Source organism: Pseudomonas helleri, from assembly GCF_045830615.1.
Classification (GTDB): Bacteria; Pseudomonadota; Gammaproteobacteria; order Pseudomonadales; family Pseudomonadaceae; genus Aquipseudomonas; species Aquipseudomonas helleri.
The window spans coordinates 4880260-4899649 of the sequence record NZ_CP174501.1 but is presented as its reverse complement, the minus strand read 5'-3'; the positions used below and the strand labels follow the sequence as shown (position 1 = coordinate 4899649).

Genomic DNA, 19390 nt, shown 5'->3' with positions numbered 1-19390 from the left:
CCCGTGGTTCAAACGATGGTGAACAGCGGTTGGTCGAACTCAACCGGCTGACCGTTTTCTACCAGGATGGATTCAATGACACCGGCTTTTTCAGCGGTGATGTGGTTCATCATTTTCATCGCTTCAACGATGCAAATGGTGTCGCCGACTTTAACGCTCTGGCCCACTTCTACGAAGGCTGGCGAAGTTGGCGCTGGCGTGCGGTAGAAAGTGCCGACCATTGGCGACTTGACCACAAAACCGTTCAGTTTTGGAGCAGCAGGTGCTTCAGTCACGGTGGCAACCGGCGCAACAGCCACTGGCGCAGCAGCCGGAGCTTGTTGCATTGGTGCTGGTGCGTAGAACTGTTGAGCTGGGGTCTTGCTGTGGCGGCTGATGCGTACGGACTCTTCGCCTTCTTTAATTTCCAGCTCGTCGATGCCGGACTCTTCCAGCAGTTCGATCAGTTTCTTGACTTTACGGATATCCATGAATCGTCAACTCCCAATGGGTGGGTCAGGGGCGTTTAGCTTGTAGTTCAAGCTGTTCCAGGGCGGCCTCCAAGGCCAGTCGATAACCGCTGGCGCCAAGGCCGCAGATCACACCTACCGCAACGTCGGAGAAGTAGGAGTGATGGCGGAAAGGTTCGCGTTTGTGCACGTTAGACAAATGCACTTCGATGAATGGGATGCTCACCGCCAGCAGCGCGTCACGTAATGCCACGCTGGTGTGGGTAAAAGCAGCCGGATTGATCAAGATGAAATCCACCCCTTCATCGCGGGCCGCATGAATCCGGTCGATCAATTCATACTCGGCATTACTTTGCAGGTAGAGCAAATGGTGACCGGCGTCGCGGGCCCGCTGCTCCAGATCCTGATTGATTTGCGCCAGGGTAGTCGCGCCGTAAACGCCCGGTTCGCGGGTGCCTAGCAGGTTCAGGTTGGGGCCGTGCAGAACCAGAAAAGTCGCCATCTGCTGTTCCTTGTAATGTGTGCGCAGTGATCAGTGCCGGGCGACTATGCCGAAAAGCTGAATCAGTGTCCAGTTGTGTACAAAAGCCAGCACGATGACCGATGTTCGCGAAAAGTTTGTGACCAAGGCTCTAGATCTGGTCATTCGCGTTCGCGACACGTTCGGCGAAGTCCGCTGCATTGATCTCGCCAATGACCCGTTGGTCACTTTTTTCCTGGCCATTTTTGCCGAAGAACATCAGCGCCGGTGGGCCGAACAATTGGTAGTGATCGAGCAGGGCACGCTGCTCGGCATTGCTGGCGGTCATGTCGAAGCGCACCAGCCGATAACCCTTGAGCAGGTCCAGCACACGCGGGTTGTTCAGCACCTCATGCTCAAGCACTTTGCAACTGATGCACCAGTCGGCATACCAGTCCAGCAACAGCGGCTGGCCAGCCGCCTTGGCCTCGGCCAGCACGCTGTCGAGCTGGGCTTTGGTGCTGATGGTTTGCCAGTCACTTGCGGCTTGCGGTGCGCCGGTGATGCTGGCGTGGCTCGCGGTTGCAGGGCCCAGAGGGTTGAACGGATCACTGTGACCGCTTAATGCGCCGAACCAGCAGGCCAGCGCATACACCAGCAGAAACAGCCCGAACAATTGCGCCAAGCGTTGGCGCGGGGCTTTGTAGATGAACTCGAGGGTGCCGAGAAACAGGCTCACACCGGCCGCCAGTACACCGATCAACAGTAACGTCAGCGGGCCGGGCAGTACCCGGCTAAGCAAGCCGATCGCCAGACCCAGCAGCAGCACGCCGATGGCGTTTTTCACTGTGACCAGCCACGGCCCGCTTTTCGGCAGCCAGGCCGCGCCGCCAGTGGCCACTAACAATAGGGGGGCGCCCATGCCCAGGCCGAGGGCGAACAGCTTCAAGCCGCCGCCCAGCGCATCGCCGCTGGCGCTGATATACAGCAAGGCCCCGGCCAGCGGGGCCGATACGCACGGCGATACCAGCAGGCTGGAGACCACGCCCAGCACCGCAGCGCCCCACAGCGAACCGCCCTGGGTGCGATTGGCGACGCGGTCCAGGCGGTTGCTGAGGGCCTGCGGCAACTTGAGTTCGAATACCCCAAACATCGCCAGGGCAAAAACCCCGAAGAACAACGCAAAGGGCACCAGCACCCACACCGATTGCAGGCGGGCCTGCAAATTCAGTTGTGCGCCGAACATCCCCATCAAAGCGCCCAACAGCGCAAAACAGGCCGCCATCGGCAGCACGTAGGCCAGCGACAAACTAAAGCCACGCAGCCCGCCAACCTGGCCGCGCAACACCACGCCCGACAAAATCGGCAGCATGGGCAGCACGCAAGGGGTAAAGGTCAGGCCCAGCCCGGCGAGGAAAAACAGCGCCAGATCGCGCCAGTTCCACGACGTTGCGGGCGCATTCGTGCTCTCAGTCGCCACTGGCCCCGGTGTGCCCTCAATGTTCAGGCGTTCGGTTTCAGGCGGGTAGCACAACCCCTTGTCGGCGCAGCCCTGGTAGCTGACCACCAGGGTAAACGGGCGTTGATCGTTGGCCGGGCGCGGGATATCGACATCGAGAATGCCGTGATAGACCTCCACGTCGCCAAAGTACTCATCGTGTTTTTGCTCGCCTGCGGGCAATTGCGGTGTGCCCAGCGCGATGTCAGCCGGTTCGGTCTTGAAGGCAAAGCGATGGCGGTAGAGGTAATACCCTTCGGTCGGCACAAAGCGCAGTTTGATCGTCTCGGGGCTGCTGTCGATCAGGTTCAGCTTGAAGGCTTCGCGCACCGGCAAAAAATCGGCACTGTTATTGATCGCCCCCAGGGTTGCGCTGGGGCGCGAGTCCAGCAGGCCCGTGGCCATGACCGGCAGGGTAAACAGCAGGCAGAGAACAAAGAGCAGGCGGCGCATAAGAATCTCGCTGATAAAACGTGCGGGCATGATAACGGAGTGAGCTGGCGAATCGTGAAGGTGGGGGCTTTTTGATCATCAAGATCAAAAGATCGCGAGGCAAGCTCGCTCCTACAGGGGGCGGGAGTGGGGTTTGGCCGGGAGGTCTTTGATGATGAATTTCAAGTCAACGTCATTGCGTTTATAGACCCATGAAAGACGTCGGTCGGTGCCTTTTTCACAGGCTTTATCCATAACGCCGACCAGGATGATGGTAATGCTGATGCCTTCATCCATCGGTAGTTCACATTTCACTTGTTCATACTTCAACGCCCCCAACGGCTGATAGGTGAAGTCGCCGGTACTTTTAAAGGCATGTTTTTTTAAATCACCGAGCGCCACGTTAGAAGTAGCCGGCAGTGAGATAAAACGCAGTACAGCGCTCAAGGTTTCAGCCTCAGGCAGTTCATACGAGGTGGCCGCAAGCGGCAGAATCAGACACGGCCGCACGTTCTGGCGGTCCGGCGCGCAGGGGTAGCCGGCGGGGTAGTCAATAATGACGGCTATATAGAGCGACTGGTTTTCAATGTGCAGCGTTGCGCTTTCACTGAGCGGCAAATACAGAGCAAACACTAGAAGAATGGTTTGTCTCATGGCGCACCTGTTGATGTCGTACAGGAAACAGCCTGTTTAAGCGCTGCCTAATACAACATCAATTTAATATCACTCCTGACAGCAATAGATACTGTCAGAAGTAACAGGTACACCGGCTTTAGGGTTGATTCATACCCGAAAGGCTTGCACCGCGGTATTAAGTTCGCCCCCAAGTTGCAACAGTTGCTGGCTTTGATTACGGGCAATGCCGATGCGTTGCAAGTTGTCGTCGCCCAATAAATGAATGCGCTCACTGTGATCGCGGATCTCACTCACAGCGCCGCTTTGTTGCGCAGTGACGTCGGCGATACGCACCGCCGTGTCGGAGATGGTGGTAATGGCGCCGACAATTTCATCCAGTGCGCCATCGGCGTCCTGGGCCTGTTGTGCGGTGGCTTTGGCATGCTCCACCTGCGCGCGCATGCCTTCAACCGATTGGCGTGCCGCCAGTTGCAGCCCGGCAATCAGGTTCTGGATTTCGTTGGTCGCGCCTGCGGTGCGCTGCGCCAGGGAGCGGACTTCTTCGGCAACTACAGCAAAGCCACGGCCCATCTCGCCCGCGCGGGCGGCTTCAATGGCGGCGTTGAGTGCCAGCAGGTTGGTCTGGTCAGCGATAGAGCGAATCACCGTGAGGACGCCGCCAATGGTCGCTGACTCTTCGGCCAGGCGCTCGACCGTCTGCGCGTTGCCTTGCACTTCGCCCACCAACGCGTAAAGGCCGGTGAGGCTTTGCCCGATCACTAATTGCCCTTGCGCCACGGCGGCACCGGCACTGCGGCTGGCGTCGGCGGCCTGGCTGGCATCGCCGGCCACTTGGGAAATAGTCGCTTCCAGTTCACCCAGGGCATCGCGGATTTGTGCGGTGTCACCGGCCTGACGCTCGGCGCCGCCGTGTAAATCGGTGCTCAGTTGCGCCAGGGTCTGGCTGCTGCCCGCGACTTGCTCGGCGTTCAGGCGGATGGTGCCCACCAGGTTCACCAGATAAGCCCGCAGGCGATTCAGTGAGGCCTCGATGTCATGCAGTTCGCGGTTGGTTTTGCCCAGTTGAATGTCGCGGCTGAAGTCGCCTTCGGCCCAGGTCGAGAGCATCGGCGCCAGATAGGTCAGCACCCGCGCCAGCTTGCGTTGCAGGGTGTCGATCAACAGCGCAATCAGCAGGATCAGGCCAATCATCAGGCCTTGCATGAGCCGTACTTCGTCTTGAATCTGCCCGTGCTGGGCGCGGACCACCGGCTCCAGCTCGGCAATGGCGTGTTGCACCGCGTCCAGCTTGCGGTGCGTGGTGGTACTCAACTGGGTACGTTGTTCGATCTGCGTCTGGGTGCGTTTAAGCTCGGCCGGGTAGCGGCTCAGCAGGTTGTTCAGCTCCCGCTTGAGGTTGATCCCGGCATCTTCGGTCTGGGTGCTCTGATTGGCTTCGAGGCCCATTATTGCGGCGAAGTCGTCATTGCCCGAAGTGCTTTTGCTGCTGACGCCGAGCAGGGGCAGGGCGTCGATTTGCTGCGCCTGGGCCTGGATGCTGGCCAGTTCGCGCTCTACGTCACCGGCCAATTCACTGCGTCCGCTGCTGACCAGTTTGTCGCGGTTCAACGACAGCTTGGCCAGGTGCAGCGAGGCGGTCATTAGCGGCGCTAAATAATGCGGGGCTTCAGGGGTGTTGGCTTCGCTGGCGTATTGGCTGAGTTGTTCGAGGTTGGCGGCCAGTTCGCGTTCGGCTTGCAGTAATAAAGCTTGTGGGTCGCCGGCCAGCTTGCCCGCCGCCAGCAGCTCGGTATTGCTGAAGCTATTCAGGTTCTCAAGGCTGGGGCGCACGGTCTCGGCCAGCGCCGGTGGCAGCGGGGCAAGCTGATTCTGGAGTGTCTCCAGGGCGCTGTTGGCTTCGCTCAGGCGCACCGCATCGCCGCTGGCCAGGTAGTCTTCAATGTTGCGGGCGACCTGGTTTTGAAAGTGCTGCGACAGGCTCAAGTAGCGCTCCATCAACAGATACGGGCGCTCCAGCGCCTGTTGCGACCACCATAAAGTAGCGCCCAACGCGAGGCACACGGCGACCAGCAACAGGATGTTGAGGTTGGTTAGCAGCTTCAGACGCATAAGAGATTCTGCCTACTACGCAGTGAGAAGCGGCTGAAGTTATTGCATTTAAGTTACAGCGATATGACGAGCCGGGCTGGCTCGGCACAAATAGTGGCGATTAGCCTTTATCGAGTGAAGCGTTGCACCTGATTGCGGCCATTGTTCTTTGCGAAGTACAACGCTTCATCGGCCTGTGACGCCATTTTCAGGCTGTCGGACTCGCCGTGCAGCTGCACCACGCCCGCACTGAATGAGCACCACAGATCGTTGGGCTGGGCCGGGTAGTGGATTTCGCTAAAACGCTGGCGAATCATGTTGAGCACGTTGTAGGCAGACTCTTGATCGGTGTCGGGCATGACAATCGCAAACTCTTCACCGCCATAGCGGCCAATAAAGTCGGTCTTGCGCAGGCGCTGTTTGAGATACAGCGCGAGGCTCTTTATCACGCGGTCGCCCATGGGGTGGCCGTAGCAGTCGTTGACCCGTTTGAAATGGTCAAGGTCGAGCATCGCAAAGCTCAAAGGCCGATTTTCACGGCGGGCGCGGAAGGTGCAATCTTCGAGCAGTTGCAGGATGTGCGTGTGGTTAAACAGGCCGGTCAGGCTGTCGCGAATCATGCGTGCTTTTAAATGCCGGGCCCGGGCGGCGCGGTTGCGCACGGTGGTGATGAGGTGACGGGGCTGGATGGGCTTGGTCAAAAAATCATCACCGCCCTCGCTCATGGCGTCGAGCTGTTTGTCCATGTCGTCTTCGGCCGACAGGTAAATGATCGGCACGCTGACGTAGCGATCATTGTGGCGAATGACTTTGGCCAGCTCGGTGCCGGTGCAGGTCGGCATGTACATGTCGAGGATGATCAGGTCGGGCTGAAAGTCCGCCAGCTCGGCCATGGTTTGAATCGGCTCGGTCAGCGTGCGGGTGATGATCCCGGCGCTGTTGAGCAGGCGTTCGGTGTGCAGCGCCTGCGCACGCGAGTCGTCGATGATCAGCACTTTATACGGTTCGTACTGTGCCACGCAGGTCAGCACCTCGATCTTTTCCATCAGGCTGGAGACTTCGAGGGTGCCGGTCAAAAACGCTTGCCCCCCGGCGCGCACGGCGGCCAGGCGGGTAGGGGTGTCGGTTTCATGCTGGCTGAAAAACAACAGCGGCAGCTTTTGCTCAAGTCCGACCTGGACCTCTTCGGCCAACGCCAGGCCCTGGTTGGGGCCAGCGAAATCGACTTCCATCACGATGGCTGCCGGGTGGCGCTCGATCATGGCCTGACGAAAGGCGCCAGGGCTGTCAAAGGCCACGGCACTGAGTTCAAAAAACTCCAGTTGCGTGCTCAGGCGCTGAGCGCGTTCATGGTCTTGCAGGAGGATGTAGATCGGTTTGCGCAGCGGCGGCAGGGCGGTGTGCCCGAGTTGATCGCCGTGGCGCAGGCCGGTGCGCGACAAGCGTTGCATCAGCCGGTTGAGTTCGGTGATCAACGGGCTGCTCAGTCGGCCGCGATTGTCGGCCACCTGTTGCAGCACCGCGTCGGTGGCCTGTGACAGTTCGCTGTGCTCGGGCTGGTCGAAACGCTCGGCAAAGCGCAGCAGGCGCAGGTTGGCTTCGCTGAATTCAGCGAGGCCTGCGGGTGACCATTCCTGAGTCTGCATGCGCTGCCAAATTTCAAGAATCTGACGGGCCTGGTGCGTAACGCGCTGGGCGAAGTGGTGCTTCAGGCGTTCGTGGCTGAGGTCTTCGTGCTCGGTCATATCCTGGCTGCTGGGTAAGGGGCATGCTGGGGTCGAGTGATGGCTCTATGCTAGCACCTAGTGTTGGCTTGATCCGGTCTTACCTTGAAATTAACTCGCCCACACCGATATTAGCCATTGGCCGCCCTTGCGTAGGCGTGGCTGCACGCATGTTTTATAGTGCCGGGCCGATCTGGCCTTGCGGTTTCGGCACTTAGCCTAGCCGTGATTAAAAATCGTGCAACAAGGCACGATGAGGTAGGGTTGTGGTCGAACTGTTGAATCAAGCATCTGAAAGGACATAGCCATGCTGGACTGGAAAAAACGAGAGGGCGACAGCGCCCGCGAGTCGGTCAAGGATACCCAAGCAAAGCCGCGTGGCTATTTCAAAAGCATTCTGCTGAGCCGCTCGATTGCCATGCTGGTCGGCATTTATGTGGTGGTGTGCCTGGGCCTTGGCTGGTACTGGAGCCGCGAACCAGACCTGTTCCCGGTGCAGCAAAATGCACAGCTGGCGGCTGAAAAAAGCGGCCAGAAAATGGTCCCGGGCTTCACCACCGTAGAAACCCTGAAAACCGTGGCCGGGACCTTGCTCAACAAGCCCGGCGGCTACTTGTCCAACGACCGCTTCCCGCCGGGTGTCTTGCTGGACAACATTCCGAGCTGGGAATACGGCGTGCTGGTGCAGGTGCGTGACCTGACCCGTGCCTTGCGTAAAGACTTCGCCCGCTCGCAATCGCAGTCTGCCGAAGACGCCGATCTGGCCAAGGCCGAGCCTCGTTTCAACTTTGACAACAAGAGCTGGATGCTGCCGTCCAGTGAGTCGGAGTACCAGGAAGGCATCAACTCCCTGAGCCGTTATCAGGCGCGCTTGTCTGACCCCGATCAGAAAAACGCCTTGTTCTATGCTCGTGCCGACAACCTCAACAACTGGTTGGGTGATGTGGGGACGCGCCTGGGTTCGCTGTCGCAGCGCCTGTCGGCCAGTGTCGGTCGGGTCAAACTCAACACCACGCTGAAAACCGAAAGCCTGCTGCCGGGCCAGGTGCCTGTGGTGGACGAAGAAATCGTTGAAACCCCATGGATGCAAATCGACAACGTGTTCTACGAAGCCCGTGGTCAGGCCTGGGCCTTGTCCCACCTGCTGCGCGCGATCGAAGTCGATTTCGCCGATGTACTGGCGAAAAAGAACGCCACGGTCAGCGTGCGCCAGATCATTCGTGAGCTGGAGGCCGCCCAAGAACCGGTCTGGAGCCCGATGATCCTCAATGGCAGCGGCTTCGGCATTCTGGCTAACCACTCGCTGGTCATGGCCAACTACATCTCGCGGGCGAATGCGGCGGTCATGGACCTTCGTCAATTGCTGTCGCAGGGCTAAGGGATGGCAATCTCCACTTTAGAGGCCGCGCACCGTGCGGCCTCTGATGTCGAACAGGTGGTCTGGGTGGACCGCGACGACCGCGTGCTGGGCGCTTTGCCGCGGCATGAATTGCGCGAGCGCAGCCTGATCGGGCGTGGCACGTTCATCCTGTTGTTCAATTCGGCCGGCGACCTGTGTGTGCACCAGCGCACCCTTAGCAAGGCGCTGTATCCGGGCTTTTGGGATGTGGCGGCGGGCGGTATGGTCGGGGCGAATGAAACCTACGAAGAATCAGCCGCCCGTGAACTGGCAGAAGAACTGGGCGTGAGCGGCATTGAGCTGACGGCCCACGAACGCTTCTACTTTGAGGCCCCGCAAAACCACCTGTGGTGCGGGGTGTTTTCCGGGGTTTGGGACGGCCCTTTGCAGGTGCAGCCCGAAGAAGTCCAGCAAGCGTTGTTCATGCCGGTGGCCGAGGCCTTGCGCCTGAGTGAACAGCAGCCCTTTTGCCCGGATTCACTGGATGCCCTAAGGCGTTATCTGGCGCAACCGTCTTCTTTGTAGTCGCTGCCGAAGGCTGCGATCTTTTGATCCTCAACATCAAAAGATCGCAGCCTTCTGCAGCTTTTATCAAACATAAAATAAGTGATTGATTTTAAAGGATTTTTAGGAGCGAGCTTGCTCGCGATCTTTTGATCTAGATCTTGCTTTTGATCTTGATCTAAAAGGCCCCATTAAACCACGCTGGCCGAACGCAGGTTTTGCGCAGTGGGTAACCCGGCAGGACGCCGGGTTAGCCGCGACACGGCCATGGATGGCCGATCGCGGCGGGCCTACGGAGCAAGGCCTGTGGTGAGGGCATGCCGAGCCAAAGCGAGGCACCGAGGGGTAGGGGCAAAAGCGTTTTGGTTACTTTGCCGCTTTTGCAAAGTGACGCGGCGTAAGGCCGGAACCCTAAGTGGCCGTTGCCGCAGCAACGGATATGTACTCAAGTCAAGAGCCCCCTCACCCTAGCCCTCTCCCGAAGGAGAGGGAACCGATTGGGGGATGCTGAAGATACTCGGCGGCCTGTTTGCTGCGCGACAGCGCGGCGTCGAAGACGGGGCGGCCCCTCCTACGGGTTATGCATTGCTTGTTTAAAAATTGCGCCAATTGGCTATTGGGCCTCGGCGAATTTGTCGTTACACTGCGCGACCTTTTCAGGCTCAGGTGCTTTTGCGCTTGAGTTGCGCTGCCCCTGCCAGAGTGGGGCTTCGCGGTCGGTACACCTTGGCGCAAGCGCGTCATGCACCGACCAATTTTTTGTCCTCCATATGAGGATTGCCGGTGGCCAAAAAAGCCGCATCCTTCGCCGCCCTGGGTGGCCTGGTATTTTCCACCGACGCAGGTCGTCACTGTCCAGACTGTCGTCAGCCAGTAGACGCCTGTACCTGCAAACAAACCCTGATCCCTGCCGGTGATGGCATTGCCCGCGTGCGCCGCGAAAGCAAAGGCCGCGGCGGCAAGACGGTGACGACCATCACGGGCGTACCGTTAGCCGAAGACGCACTTAAGGAACTGGCCACCACGTTGAAAAAACGCTGTGGCACAGGCGGTGCGTTGAAAGACGGCATCATCGAGATCCAGGGCGACCACGTTGAGCTGTTGCTGGCCGAACTGGTCAAGCACGGTTTCAAAGCCAAGAAGTCCGGCGGCTAGCAGCCTCTGTCAAAACCACCGCGTCGTTGTCTTGCTGCCTGAATAAGGCCCGGCAAGGGCGGCTGCCATGGTTTTCACAGAGCCTGTTATTGCGGGTTTCTAAACTCGGCGCTGTTGTCAGGGTCTACCCTGAGCAGACTAATCGTCATTTTTACTCATTAGACTGCGCCGACCTGGTCACAGGTTTGGCTACTTGACTTATATATAGGGGACTTCGATGTCCGTACGACGCACACGCAAAGACGATGGCAGCCAATGGACAGTTGCGGACAGCCGCAGTGTTTACGGGATTCGCCATTGGGGGGCCGGGTATTTCGCGATCAATGAAGCCGGTCGCGTAGAAGTCCGTCCGAACGGCCCGAACAGCTCGCCCATCGATCTGTACGAGCAAGTCGACGAACTGCGCCAAAGTGGCTTGTCCTTGCCATTGCTGGTGCGTTTTCCAGATATTTTGCAGGACCGTGTACGCCAGTTGACCGGTGCTTTTGATGCCAACATCGAGCGCCTGGAATACCAGAGCCAGTACACCGCGTTGTACCCGATCAAGGTGAACCAGCAAGAAGCTGTGATCGAGAACATCATCGCCACCCAAAACGTTTCGATTGGCCTTGAAGCCGGCTCCAAGCCAGAGCTGCTGGCCGTGCTGGCGCTGGCCCCGAAAGGCGGCACCATCGTCTGCAACGGTTACAAAGACCGTGAGTTCATTCGCCTGGCTTTGATGGGCCAGAAGCTCGGCCACAACGTGTTCATCGTGATCGAGAAAGAGTCCGAAGTGGACCTGGTGATCGAAGAGGCGGCTTCGCTCAAGGTCAAGCCGCAGGTCGGCTTGCGCGTGCGCCTGTCGTCGCTGGCGTCGAGCAAATGGGCTGACACCGGCGGTGAAAAATCCAAATTCGGTTTGTCGGCTGCGCAGTTGCTGTCGGTGGTTGAGCGGTTCCGTGGCGCCGGTCTGGATCAAGGCATTCGCCTGCTGCACTTCCACATGGGTTCGCAGATCGCCAACCTGGCCGACTATCAGCACGGCTTCAAAGAAGCGATCCGTTACTACGGTGAACTGCGCAACCTCGGCCTGCCGGTTGATCACATCGACGTGGGCGGCGGTCTGGGCGTTGACTACGACGGCACGCACTCGCGTAACGCCAGCTCGATCAACTACGACATGGACGACTACGCCGGTGTTGTGGTCGGCATGCTCAAAGAGTTCTGCGACGCACAAGGCCTGCCGCACCCGCACATCTTCTCTGAAAGCGGCCGTTCGCTGACGGCGCACCACGCCATGCTGGTGGTGCAAGTGACCGACGTCGAGAAGCACAACGACGACGTGCCAGAGATCGAAAACAAAGAAAGCCTGCCCGAGACCGTGCAGTGGCTGGTGGACCTGCTGGGCCCGACCGACATTGAAATGGTCACCGAAACCTACTGGCGCGCCACGCACTACATGAGCGACGTGGCCACCCAGTACGCCGACGGCAAAATCACCCTGTCGGAAAAAGCCCTGGCCGAGCAGTGCTACTTCGCTGTGTGCCGTCGCTTGCACAACTCGTTGAAAGCGCGTCAGCGTTCGCATCGCCAAGTGCTCGACGAACTCAACGACAAGCTCGCCGACAAGTACATCTGCAACTTCTCGGTGTTCCAGAGCCTGCCGGACACCTGGGCGATTGGCCAGGTCCTGCCGATTCTGCCGTTGCATCGCCTGGACGAAGAACCGCTGCGCCGCGCCGTGCTGCAAGACCTGACCTGCGACTCCGACGGCAAGATCAAGCAATACGTCGACGAGCAGAGCATCGAAACCAGCCTGCCGGTTCACGCGCTCAACGAAGGCGAAGACTACCTGCTGGGTATCTTCCTGGTGGGGGCTTACCAGGAAATCCTCGGTGACATGCACAACCTGTTCGGTGACACCGACTCGGTGAACATCTACCAGAAGGCCGATGGCAGCGTGTACCACGCCGGTATCGAGACCCACGACACCATCGAAGACATGCTGCGCTACGTGCACTTGTCGCCCGAGGAGTTGATGACTCACTACCGCGACAAAGTGGCCAGCGCCAAGATCAGCGTCAAAGAGCGCACCCAGTTCCTCGACGCCTTGCGTCTGGGCCTGACGCGTTCGTCTTACTTGTCTTCGTAAGACTCAACTGACCCGTAGGAGCGAGCTCGTCTCGCGATCTTTTGACCCTTTAAAAGATCGCGAGGCAAGCTCGCTCCTACAGGGTTATGAGGTAAACCAGCGGATTCGCGTGGCGTATAGCCCCAATATCCCGCTGCGCAGCACCATAAACAGCAAGAAACTTATCCACAGCCCGTGGTTGCCATCGCCCTGCAAGGCCCAGGCAACGGGGAAGGCAATGGCCACGCTCAACAGCATCGCATTGCGCATTTCCCGCGCGCGGGTCGCGCCGATAAACAGCCCGTCCAGCAAATAACTCCACACCGCAATCAATGGCAAAACGGCCAGGTACGGCAAGTACTGGAAGGCGGTTTCGCGCACGCTGGCAATGTCGGTTTGCATCTCGACAAACCAGTGCCCGCCCAGTAAAAACAGCAGCGCAAACAGCGCACTGGCGAATAACGACCAACCACACGCAACCACCATCGACCGGCGTAATGCCGTGCGATCACGGGCGCCGATGGCATGCCCGCACAAGGCTTCGACCGCGTGGGCCAGACCGTCCAGCGCGTGGGCCGTCAACAGCAAACCATTAAGCAGCAGCGCATTGGCCGCCACGGTGGCGTCGCCCAAACGGGCGCCTTGCACGGTGATGGCGAAAAACACCGATTGCAGCAGCAAACTGCGGATAAAAATATCGCGGTTAACCCCTAGCAGCGGTTTCCAGTTTTGCCAGACGCGCAGCGCGGCCCACGCCATCTTGCCCGGATACGCCCGCAGTGCGCCGCGTGTCAGCCACAGGCCGAGCAGGGCGCCGCTCCATTCGGCAATTACCGAAGCCCGCGCTGAACCGACCACGCCCCAGTCCAGGCCGAGAACAAACCACAGATTAAGGGCAATGTTCATCAGGTTGGTGGTGAGCAAAATCGCCAGCGGCGCCCGAGCGTTTTGCGCCCCCAAAAACCAGCCCACCAGCGCATAACTGGCCAAGGAGGCTGGCAGGCCAAACAGGCGGTTGTGAAAGAACGCCAGGGTCATGTCATGCAGCTCGGCTGAAGGCTGCATCACGCTCAACGCCACGCGGCTGAACGGGAGTGCAATGGCCGCCAGAAACAGCGAAAGCCCCAGCCCCAGCAGCAACCCTTGCACAAGGATTTGTCGCAACGCGGTGCCATCCCCGCGCCCGGCCGCTTGTGCGGCAAAGCCCGTGGTGCCCATGCGCAGAAAGCCCATCATCCAGGCCAGATAGATATACAGGCTGGCGCCCACCGCCACCGCGCCCAATTGATGCGCGTGGGGCAAATGGCCAATCACTGTGCTGTCGACCAACGCCACCAGCGGCACAGAAATATTCGACAAAATCATCGGCGCAGCCAGCGCCCACACCCGGCGATGGGTCGGGCGGTCGCGCCAGTCGGCTAACAGAAAAGACATGCAGGCTCCTTTGGGGACCGGCATTGTAGCGGAAGTAAACCCTGCAAACGGCGGTCCTGCGGCCCGCATCGCAGCCTCGTGCCTCGTCAGTGGCTACAAGAGCGGTGCCTTTTGCGACCAGCGCATCTGCCGTTCGCGTCACGCTGTTATATAGTCGCCCCTTCACTGCCACTACAATGAGTACACCATGCTTAACAAAGGACTGTTTCTGGCTTGCGCGCTGGCGCTGCTCAGTGCTTGCGATTCTTCTTCATCCGGCAAGCCCGAGACGCCCAAGCCTGCCGCCGTCACGCAGGCTGCCAAGCCGGTTCAAGACCCCAAGGTGCTGGCCGAGCGCTTTGCCGGGCGTGAGTTAAACGTGGTGGATGTCTCTGAAGTGCAGTTGGACGGTGCCAGCACGCTGTCGGTGAGTTTCTCGGTGCCGTTGGACCCCAAGCAAAACTTCGCAGAAAAACTGCACCTGGTCGATGCCAAGACCGGCAAGGTCGATGGCGCCTGGGAGCTGTCGGATAACCTGATGGAAGTGCACCTGCGCCATCTTGAGCCGCAGCGCAAATTGATCCTCACCGTCGACCCCGGCCTGCGTGCCGTCAACGAGGCGACGCTGGCCGCCGAGTACATCAGCCGTCTTGAAACCCGTGACCTGCAACCCACCGTCGGCTTTGCCAGCCGCGGCAACTTGCTGCCGACACGTTTGGCCGAAGGGTTGCCGGTGATCGCGCTGAATGTCGACAAGGTCGACGTTGAGTTCTTCCGCGTCAAACCCGAATCCCTGCCTGCCTTTCTCAGCCAATGGGGCCGCAATAGCAGCCTGCAAAGCTATGAAGCCAAAGACCTGTTGAGCATGGCCGATCTGGTCTACGGCGGGCGCTTTGACCTGAACCCGGCTCGCAACACTCGCGAAACCTTGATTTTGCCCACCTCGGGGATCAAACCGTTGCAGCAGCCGGGCGTGTACCTGGCGGTGATGACCGCGTCCGGCAGCTACAACTATTCGACCCCGGCCACCTTGTTCACCCTCAGTGACATCGGCCTTTCCGTGCACCGTTATCAGAAGCGTCTGGATGTGTTCACCCAGGCGCTGGAGGGCGGCAGTGCCTTGGCCAATGTGGATCTGGAGTTGCTCGACGGCAAAGGCAAAATGCTCGCCCAAGGCAAAACCGATAAACAAGGCCACGCCGAGCTGGCCTTGCCGCCCAAGGCCGAAGTGCTGCTGGCGCGTCAGGGCGATCAGACCAGCTTGCTGCGCTTGAACACGGCGGCACTGGATTTGGCCGAGTTCGACATCGCTGGTCCGCAGGCACACCCGCTGCAATTTTTTGTGTTTGGCCCGCGTGATCTGTACCGCCCCGGCGAAACCGTGTTGCTCAATGCCTTGCTGCGCGATCGCGACGGCAAGCCGGTCAAGCCGCAGCCGGTCAGCGTAGAAGTACGTCGCCCGGACGAGCAAGTCAGCCGCAAGTTCGTCTGGGAGCCAGATGCTTCGGGCTTTTACCAGTATTCCTTGGCACTGGCAGGCGAGGCGCCGACCGGGCGCTGGCAGTTGGTGTTCGATCTGGGCGACGGCAAGCCGCAGTTGTATGAGTTTTCGGTCGAAGACTTCTTGCCGGAGCGCATGGCGCTGGAACTCAAAGGCAGCGACACGCCGCTGCGTCCAGAGCAAAACCCTGAGATTCAGGTCACGGGTCGTTACTTGTATGGCGCCCCGGCAGCGGGCAATCGCTTGAGCGGCCAAGTGTATGTGCGGCCCCTGCGCGAGGCAGTCAGCGCATTGCCGGGTTATCAATTCGGTTCTGTCACCGAGAACGAGTTGACCCAGGACCTGGAGCTGGACGAGAGCGTGCTCAACGCTGATGGCAAAGAAACCCTCACCATTGATAGCCAATGGAGCGAAGCCAAGTCGCCGCTGCAGGTGATTGTGCAGGCCAGCTTGCAAGAGTCCGGTGGTCGCCCGATCACCCGACGGCTGGTGCAGCCGGTCTGGCCAGCGGAGCGCTTGCCGGGGCTTCGCGGGTTATTTGACGGGACTGAAACCGATGGCGATGGCCCGGCCGAATTCGAGCTGTTGGTAGCGGACACTCAGGGCAACAAGCTGGCGGCTGAAAACCTCAAGGTGCGCTTGGTGCGCGAGCGGCGTGACTACTACTGGAACTACTCGGACAGCGACGGCTGGAGCTATCACTACAACGAGAAGTTTCTGAACCTCAACGAAGAAACGGTCAGCGTAAAGGCCGGAGAAACCGCCAAGGTCAGCTTCCCGGTGGAGTGGGGCCCGTACCGTGTGGAGGTCGAAGACCCGCAAACCGGGTTGGTCAGCAGCATGCGTTTCTGGGCCGGTTATCGTGCCCAGGACAACGCCGAAGGCGGCGCCGTGCGTCCGGATCAGGTCAAGCTGGCACTAGACAAAGCGGCGTACAGCGATGGCGATACCGCCAAAGTCACGGTCACGCCGCCCGCTGCGGGCAAAGGTTATCTGCTGGTCGAAGGCAGTGACGGGCCGTTGTGGTGGGAAGAAATCGAAGTGCCGGCTGAAGGCAAAACCTTCGACATCAAACTCGACCCGACGTGGGCGCGCCACGATTTGTATGTCAGCGCGCTGGTGATTCGTCCCGGTGAGCGTAAAACCAATATCACCCCAAAACGTGCCGTGGGCGTGTTGCACCTGCCGCTTGACCGAACCCAGCGCAAGTTGGCGCTGACCCTCGATGCGCCTGAAAAAATGCGCCCCAAACAACCGCTGACGGTGAAGATTCAGGCTAAAAACGCCGACGGCAGCATTCCGCAACAGGCCCATGTCTTGCTGGCTGCGGTGGACGTCGGGGTGCTGAACATTACCGATTACCCGACCCCGGATCCGTACGCCAGCCTGTTTGGGCGCAAGGCTTATGGCGCCGACCAACTGGATATTTACGGGCAACTGATCGAAGCCGGGCAGGGCCGTTTGGCCAGCCTCGCATTCGGCGGTGACGCGGCCCTGGCCAAAGGCGGTAAACGCCCGGCCACCAGCGTGAACATCGTCGCGCTGCAAAGTGCACCGGTCACTCTGAATGCCCAGGGCGAAGGTGAAGTCAGCGTCAACATCCCGGACTTCAACGGCGAACTGCGCTTGATGGCGCAAGCCTGGACCGATGATCGCTACGGCATGGCCCAGGCCAAAACCGTGGTCGCTGCACCCTTGGTGGCCGAGTTGGCCGCACCGCGCTTTTTGGCCGGAGGGGACGAGACCCGCTTGGCGCTGGACCTGTCCAACCTGACCGACAAACCGCAAAAACTGACCGTCACCCTCAACGCTGACGGCCAACTCAACCTGCTCGGTGAGGCCACGCAAAACGTCACGCTGAGCCCCGGGCAGCGCAGCACATTGCAGATCCCGGTCAAGGCGCTGGGCGGTTTTGGTACGGGCGTGGTCAAGGTCACCGTGAGTGGTCTGGACCTGCCGGGTGAAACCCTGGCGCCGTTCAGCCGCGAATGGACGCTGGGCGTGCGCCCGGCGTACCCGGCGTTGCTCAAGCATTATCGGGCGGTGCTCACGGACCAACCGTGGAGCCTGCCAGAAGGTGAGTTGCATGCCTTTGAACCGGCCGGGCGCGAAGCCTTGCTGAGCCTGTCGAGCCGCCCGCCGTTGAACCTGGGCGAACAGATTCGTGCGCTCAAGGCGTACCCGTATGGCTGCTCCGAGCAAACCACCAGCGGCTTGTACCCTGCGCTGTACGCTGACGCGGCGTTGCTCAAACGCCTGGGCCTGGAAGGTGAGCCGGACGCCGAGCGCACCCGCAAAATTGAACTGGGGATCGAGCGCCTGCTGGGCATGCAGCGCTACAACGGCAGCTTTGGCCTGTGGGGTGCCGACGGTCAGGAAGAGTATTGGCTGACCGCTTACATCACCGACTTCCTGTTGCGCGCCCGTGATCAGGGCTACGCCGTACCGGCCGATGCGTTGAAAAAGGCCAACGAGCGGCTGCTGCGGTATGTGCAAGAGCGCAACCTGATCGAAGCCGACTACAGCGACAACCTCGACCACACCCGCTTTGCCGTGCAGGCCTATGCGGCGCTGGTTCTGGCCCGCAGCCAGCAGGCGCCGCTGGGCGCATTGCGCAGTATTTTTGAGCGTCGCAGCGATGCGCGTTCAGGCTTGCCGCTGGTGCAGCTGTCGATTGCCTTGCAGAAAATGGGCGATCAGCCGCGTGCCGATCAGGCGTTGCTGGCCGGGTTGGCGGCCAAGCGCCAAGGCAATCAATGGCTGGGCGATTACGGCAGCCCGCTGCGCGATCAGGCGCTGATCGTGGCACTGCTGGAAGAGAACAACCTGATGAGCGGCCAGCGTGAGCAGCGTCTGTTTGAGTTGTCAGATTTGTTGGCTGCCAGCCGTTGGTTGTCGACCCAGGAGCGTAACTCGCTGTTCCTGGCTGGGCGTGACCTGTTGAGCCAGCCAGAAGCCAAGTGGTCGGCGCAGCTCACCAGTGGCGAGCAAACCCGCGAGCTGAATAACCAGCAGTCGGGCCTCAAGCTTGACGGGCCATTGCTGACGCAGCCGCTGACGTTGCGCAACGAAGGAAGCGACGCGGTGTACCAACAGCTGACGATTTCGGGTTATCCACAGCAGGCCCCGGCAGCGGGTGGCGAGAACATGAGCATTCGCCGCGATTACCTGGGCATGAATGGCGAGCCGCTGAACATCAAGGCCCTGAAAAGCGGCGATCTGGTGTTGGTGCACGTGGCGGTCACGGCCAAGCAGGCGGTGCCGGATGCGTTGGTCGTCGATTTGCTGCCTGCGGGGCTTGAACTGGAAAACCAGAACCTGGGGCAGAGTGCGGCCAGCCTTGAAAATGCCAGCACCGAGGTCAAGCAATGGCGCGACGCGATGCAATACGCCAGCGTGCAACATCAGGAATACCGCGATGACCGTTACGTCGCGGCGGTCAAACTGGACGGCTATGGCACCACGCACCTGCTGTATCTGGCGCGTGCCGTGACGCCGGGCACCTATCGCGTACCGCCGCCGCAAGTGGAGTCGATGTACCGGCCCAACTGGCAGGCCGTGGGCGAAACCCCCGGCGACATGGTGATCAAGGCCCGCTAACCCCACCCTCTGTAGGAGCGAGCTTGCCTCGCGATCTTTTGATGTTTAAAAGACCGCGAGGCCACGGCGTCAGTTAATAATCCAGCTCAACACCCACAGCCCCAACAGCAGCCAGATCACGCCGCCGATGATGGAGGCGCGCATAAAGGCGCGCACGGCGTTGTACAAAAACAACAGCCCGAGCACCAGTACGGCGATGCTGACGATAGAGGTGTCCATGCCCAAGGCGCGGGCCATACCGTCGATAAAGTTGCTGCCTGCTTGAGTGATCATGGTGAACAGGCCGCTCAAGCTTTCGACGATCCAGCGAACGACAGTGCCCAACCACAGGCCCAGATTTCCAATAAAGCTTTCGACGTGCATGGGGATGTCCCGATCAATAAGATGGCCACTGTGCCAGAGATACCCCTTAGGCAACCAG

General features: G+C 59.9%; 13 protein-coding genes. 5 read left to right on the top strand and 8 right to left on the bottom strand.

Translation table 11 applies throughout. The features are described from left to right. Nucleotides 1–8: 8 nt before the first annotated feature. The 6 genes from accB to ACJJU9_RS22070 form a co-directional block, all read right to left on the bottom strand. Nucleotides 9–470: an acetyl-CoA carboxylase biotin carboxyl carrier protein gene (accB, locus tag ACJJU9_RS22095; protein ID WP_048366506.1), complete on the bottom strand. Its 462-nt coding sequence runs from the start codon at nt 468–470 to the stop codon at nt 9–11. 25 nt (nt 471–495) lie between these two features. After that, complete coding sequence (aroQ, locus tag ACJJU9_RS22090) at nt 496–951, bottom strand: type II 3-dehydroquinate dehydratase (protein ID WP_003439222.1); 456 nt, start codon at nt 949–951, stop codon at nt 496–498. Nucleotides 952–1081: 130 nt separating this feature from the next. Further along, nucleotides 1082–2860 (bottom strand): protein-disulfide reductase DsbD, encoded by a 1779-nt coding sequence (locus ACJJU9_RS22085; RefSeq protein WP_407729536.1) that lies wholly within the window; start codon nt 2858–2860, stop codon nt 1082–1084. Nucleotides 2861–2971: 111 nt separating this feature from the next. Next, a complete protein-coding gene (locus ACJJU9_RS22080) occupies nt 2972–3493 on the bottom strand; it encodes a hypothetical protein (protein WP_407729535.1) in 522 nt (173 codons plus the stop codon). A 129-nt stretch (nt 3494–3622) separates the two neighbouring features. Further along, the gene (locus ACJJU9_RS22075) at nt 3623–4582 is read right to left on the bottom strand and encodes a methyl-accepting chemotaxis protein (protein ID WP_407731023.1); all 960 of its coding nucleotides are present in this window, start codon (nt 4580–4582) and stop codon (nt 3623–3625) included. A gap of 1109 nt (nt 4583–5691) precedes the next feature. After that, the gene (locus ACJJU9_RS22070) at nt 5692–7308 is read right to left on the bottom strand and encodes a diguanylate cyclase (RefSeq protein WP_407729534.1); all 1617 of its coding nucleotides are present in this window, start codon (nt 7306–7308) and stop codon (nt 5692–5694) included. A 397-nt stretch (nt 7309–7705) separates the two neighbouring features. Here ACJJU9_RS22070 and ACJJU9_RS22065 point away from each other — a divergent pair, with 397 nt between their 5' ends. From ACJJU9_RS22065 to speA, 4 genes are all read left to right on the top strand, one after another. Then, nucleotides 7706–8665 (top strand): DUF2333 family protein, encoded by a 960-nt coding sequence (locus ACJJU9_RS22065; protein ID WP_371929025.1) that lies wholly within the window; start codon nt 7706–7708, stop codon nt 8663–8665. A 3-nt stretch (nt 8666–8668) separates the two neighbouring features. After that, the gene (locus ACJJU9_RS22060; RefSeq protein ID WP_048390900.1) at nt 8669–9211 is read left to right on the top strand and encodes an NUDIX hydrolase; all 543 of its coding nucleotides are present in this window, start codon (nt 8669–8671) and stop codon (nt 9209–9211) included. A gap of 762 nt (nt 9212–9973) precedes the next feature. Further along, complete coding sequence (locus tag ACJJU9_RS22055) at nt 9974–10345, top strand: translation initiation factor Sui1 (protein ID WP_048366499.1); 372 nt, start codon at nt 9974–9976, stop codon at nt 10343–10345. 217 nt (nt 10346–10562) lie between these two features. After that, nucleotides 10563–12476 carry an arginine decarboxylase gene (gene speA, locus ACJJU9_RS22050; RefSeq protein WP_048366498.1) on the top strand — a complete coding sequence of 638 codons (1914 nt, stop codon included), beginning with the start codon at nt 10563–10565 and terminating at the stop codon, nt 12474–12476. Between the two features lie 84 nt (nt 12477–12560). On the opposite strand, the gene ACJJU9_RS22045 is transcribed toward speA, so the two are convergent. Further along, nucleotides 12561–13889 carry an MATE family efflux transporter gene (locus ACJJU9_RS22045; protein WP_153351505.1) on the bottom strand — a complete coding sequence of 443 codons (1329 nt, stop codon included), beginning with the start codon at nt 13887–13889 and terminating at the stop codon, nt 12561–12563. A 187-nt stretch (nt 13890–14076) separates the two neighbouring features. Here ACJJU9_RS22045 and ACJJU9_RS22040 point away from each other — a divergent pair, with 187 nt between their 5' ends. After that, a complete protein-coding gene (locus ACJJU9_RS22040) occupies nt 14077–18969 on the top strand; it encodes an alpha-2-macroglobulin family protein (RefSeq protein ID WP_407729533.1) in 4893 nt (1630 codons plus the stop codon). A gap of 69 nt (nt 18970–19038) precedes the next feature. Here the strand turns inward: ACJJU9_RS22040 and ACJJU9_RS22035 are convergent, their stop codons facing one another. Further along, the gene (locus tag ACJJU9_RS22035; RefSeq protein ID WP_048366495.1) at nt 19039–19332 is read right to left on the bottom strand and encodes a hypothetical protein; all 294 of its coding nucleotides are present in this window, start codon (nt 19330–19332) and stop codon (nt 19039–19041) included. Nucleotides 19333–19390: the final 58 nt, after the last annotated feature.

Bases quoted from the DNA above. Each gene is read 5' to 3' on its own strand.
- accB (WP_048366506.1), bottom strand. From the start codon at position 470: ATGGATATCCGTAAAGTCAAGAAACTGATCGAACTGCTGGAAGAGTCC.
- aroQ (WP_003439222.1), bottom strand. From the start codon at position 951: ATGGCGACTTTTCTGGTTCTGCACGGCCCCAACCTGAACCTGCTAGGC.
- ACJJU9_RS22085 (WP_407729536.1), bottom strand. From the start codon at position 2,860: ATGCGCCGCCTGCTCTTTGTTCTCTGCCTGCTGTTTACCCTGCCGGTC.
- ACJJU9_RS22080 (WP_407729535.1), bottom strand. From the start codon at position 3,493: ATGAGACAAACCATTCTTCTAGTGTTTGCTCTGTATTTGCCGCTCAGT.
- ACJJU9_RS22075 (WP_407731023.1), bottom strand. From the start codon at position 4,582: ATGCTCTCGACCTGGGCCGAAGGCGACTTCAGCCGCGACATTCAACTG.
- ACJJU9_RS22070 (WP_407729534.1), bottom strand. From the start codon at position 7,308: ATGACCGAGCACGAAGACCTCAGCCACGAACGCCTGAAGCACCACTTC.
- ACJJU9_RS22065 (WP_371929025.1), top strand. From the start codon at position 7,706: ATGCTGGTCGGCATTTATGTGGTGGTGTGCCTGGGCCTTGGCTGGTAC.
- ACJJU9_RS22060 (WP_048390900.1), top strand. From the start codon at position 8,669: ATGGCAATCTCCACTTTAGAGGCCGCGCACCGTGCGGCCTCTGATGTC.
- speA (WP_048366498.1), top strand. From the start codon at position 10,563: ATGTCCGTACGACGCACACGCAAAGACGATGGCAGCCAATGGACAGTT.
- ACJJU9_RS22045 (WP_153351505.1), bottom strand. From the start codon at position 13,889: ATGTCTTTTCTGTTAGCCGACTGGCGCGACCGCCCGACCCATCGCCGG.
- ACJJU9_RS22040 (WP_407729533.1), top strand. From the start codon at position 14,077: ATGCTTAACAAAGGACTGTTTCTGGCTTGCGCGCTGGCGCTGCTCAGT.
- ACJJU9_RS22035 (WP_048366495.1), bottom strand. From the start codon at position 19,332: ATGCACGTCGAAAGCTTTATTGGAAATCTGGGCCTGTGGTTGGGCACT.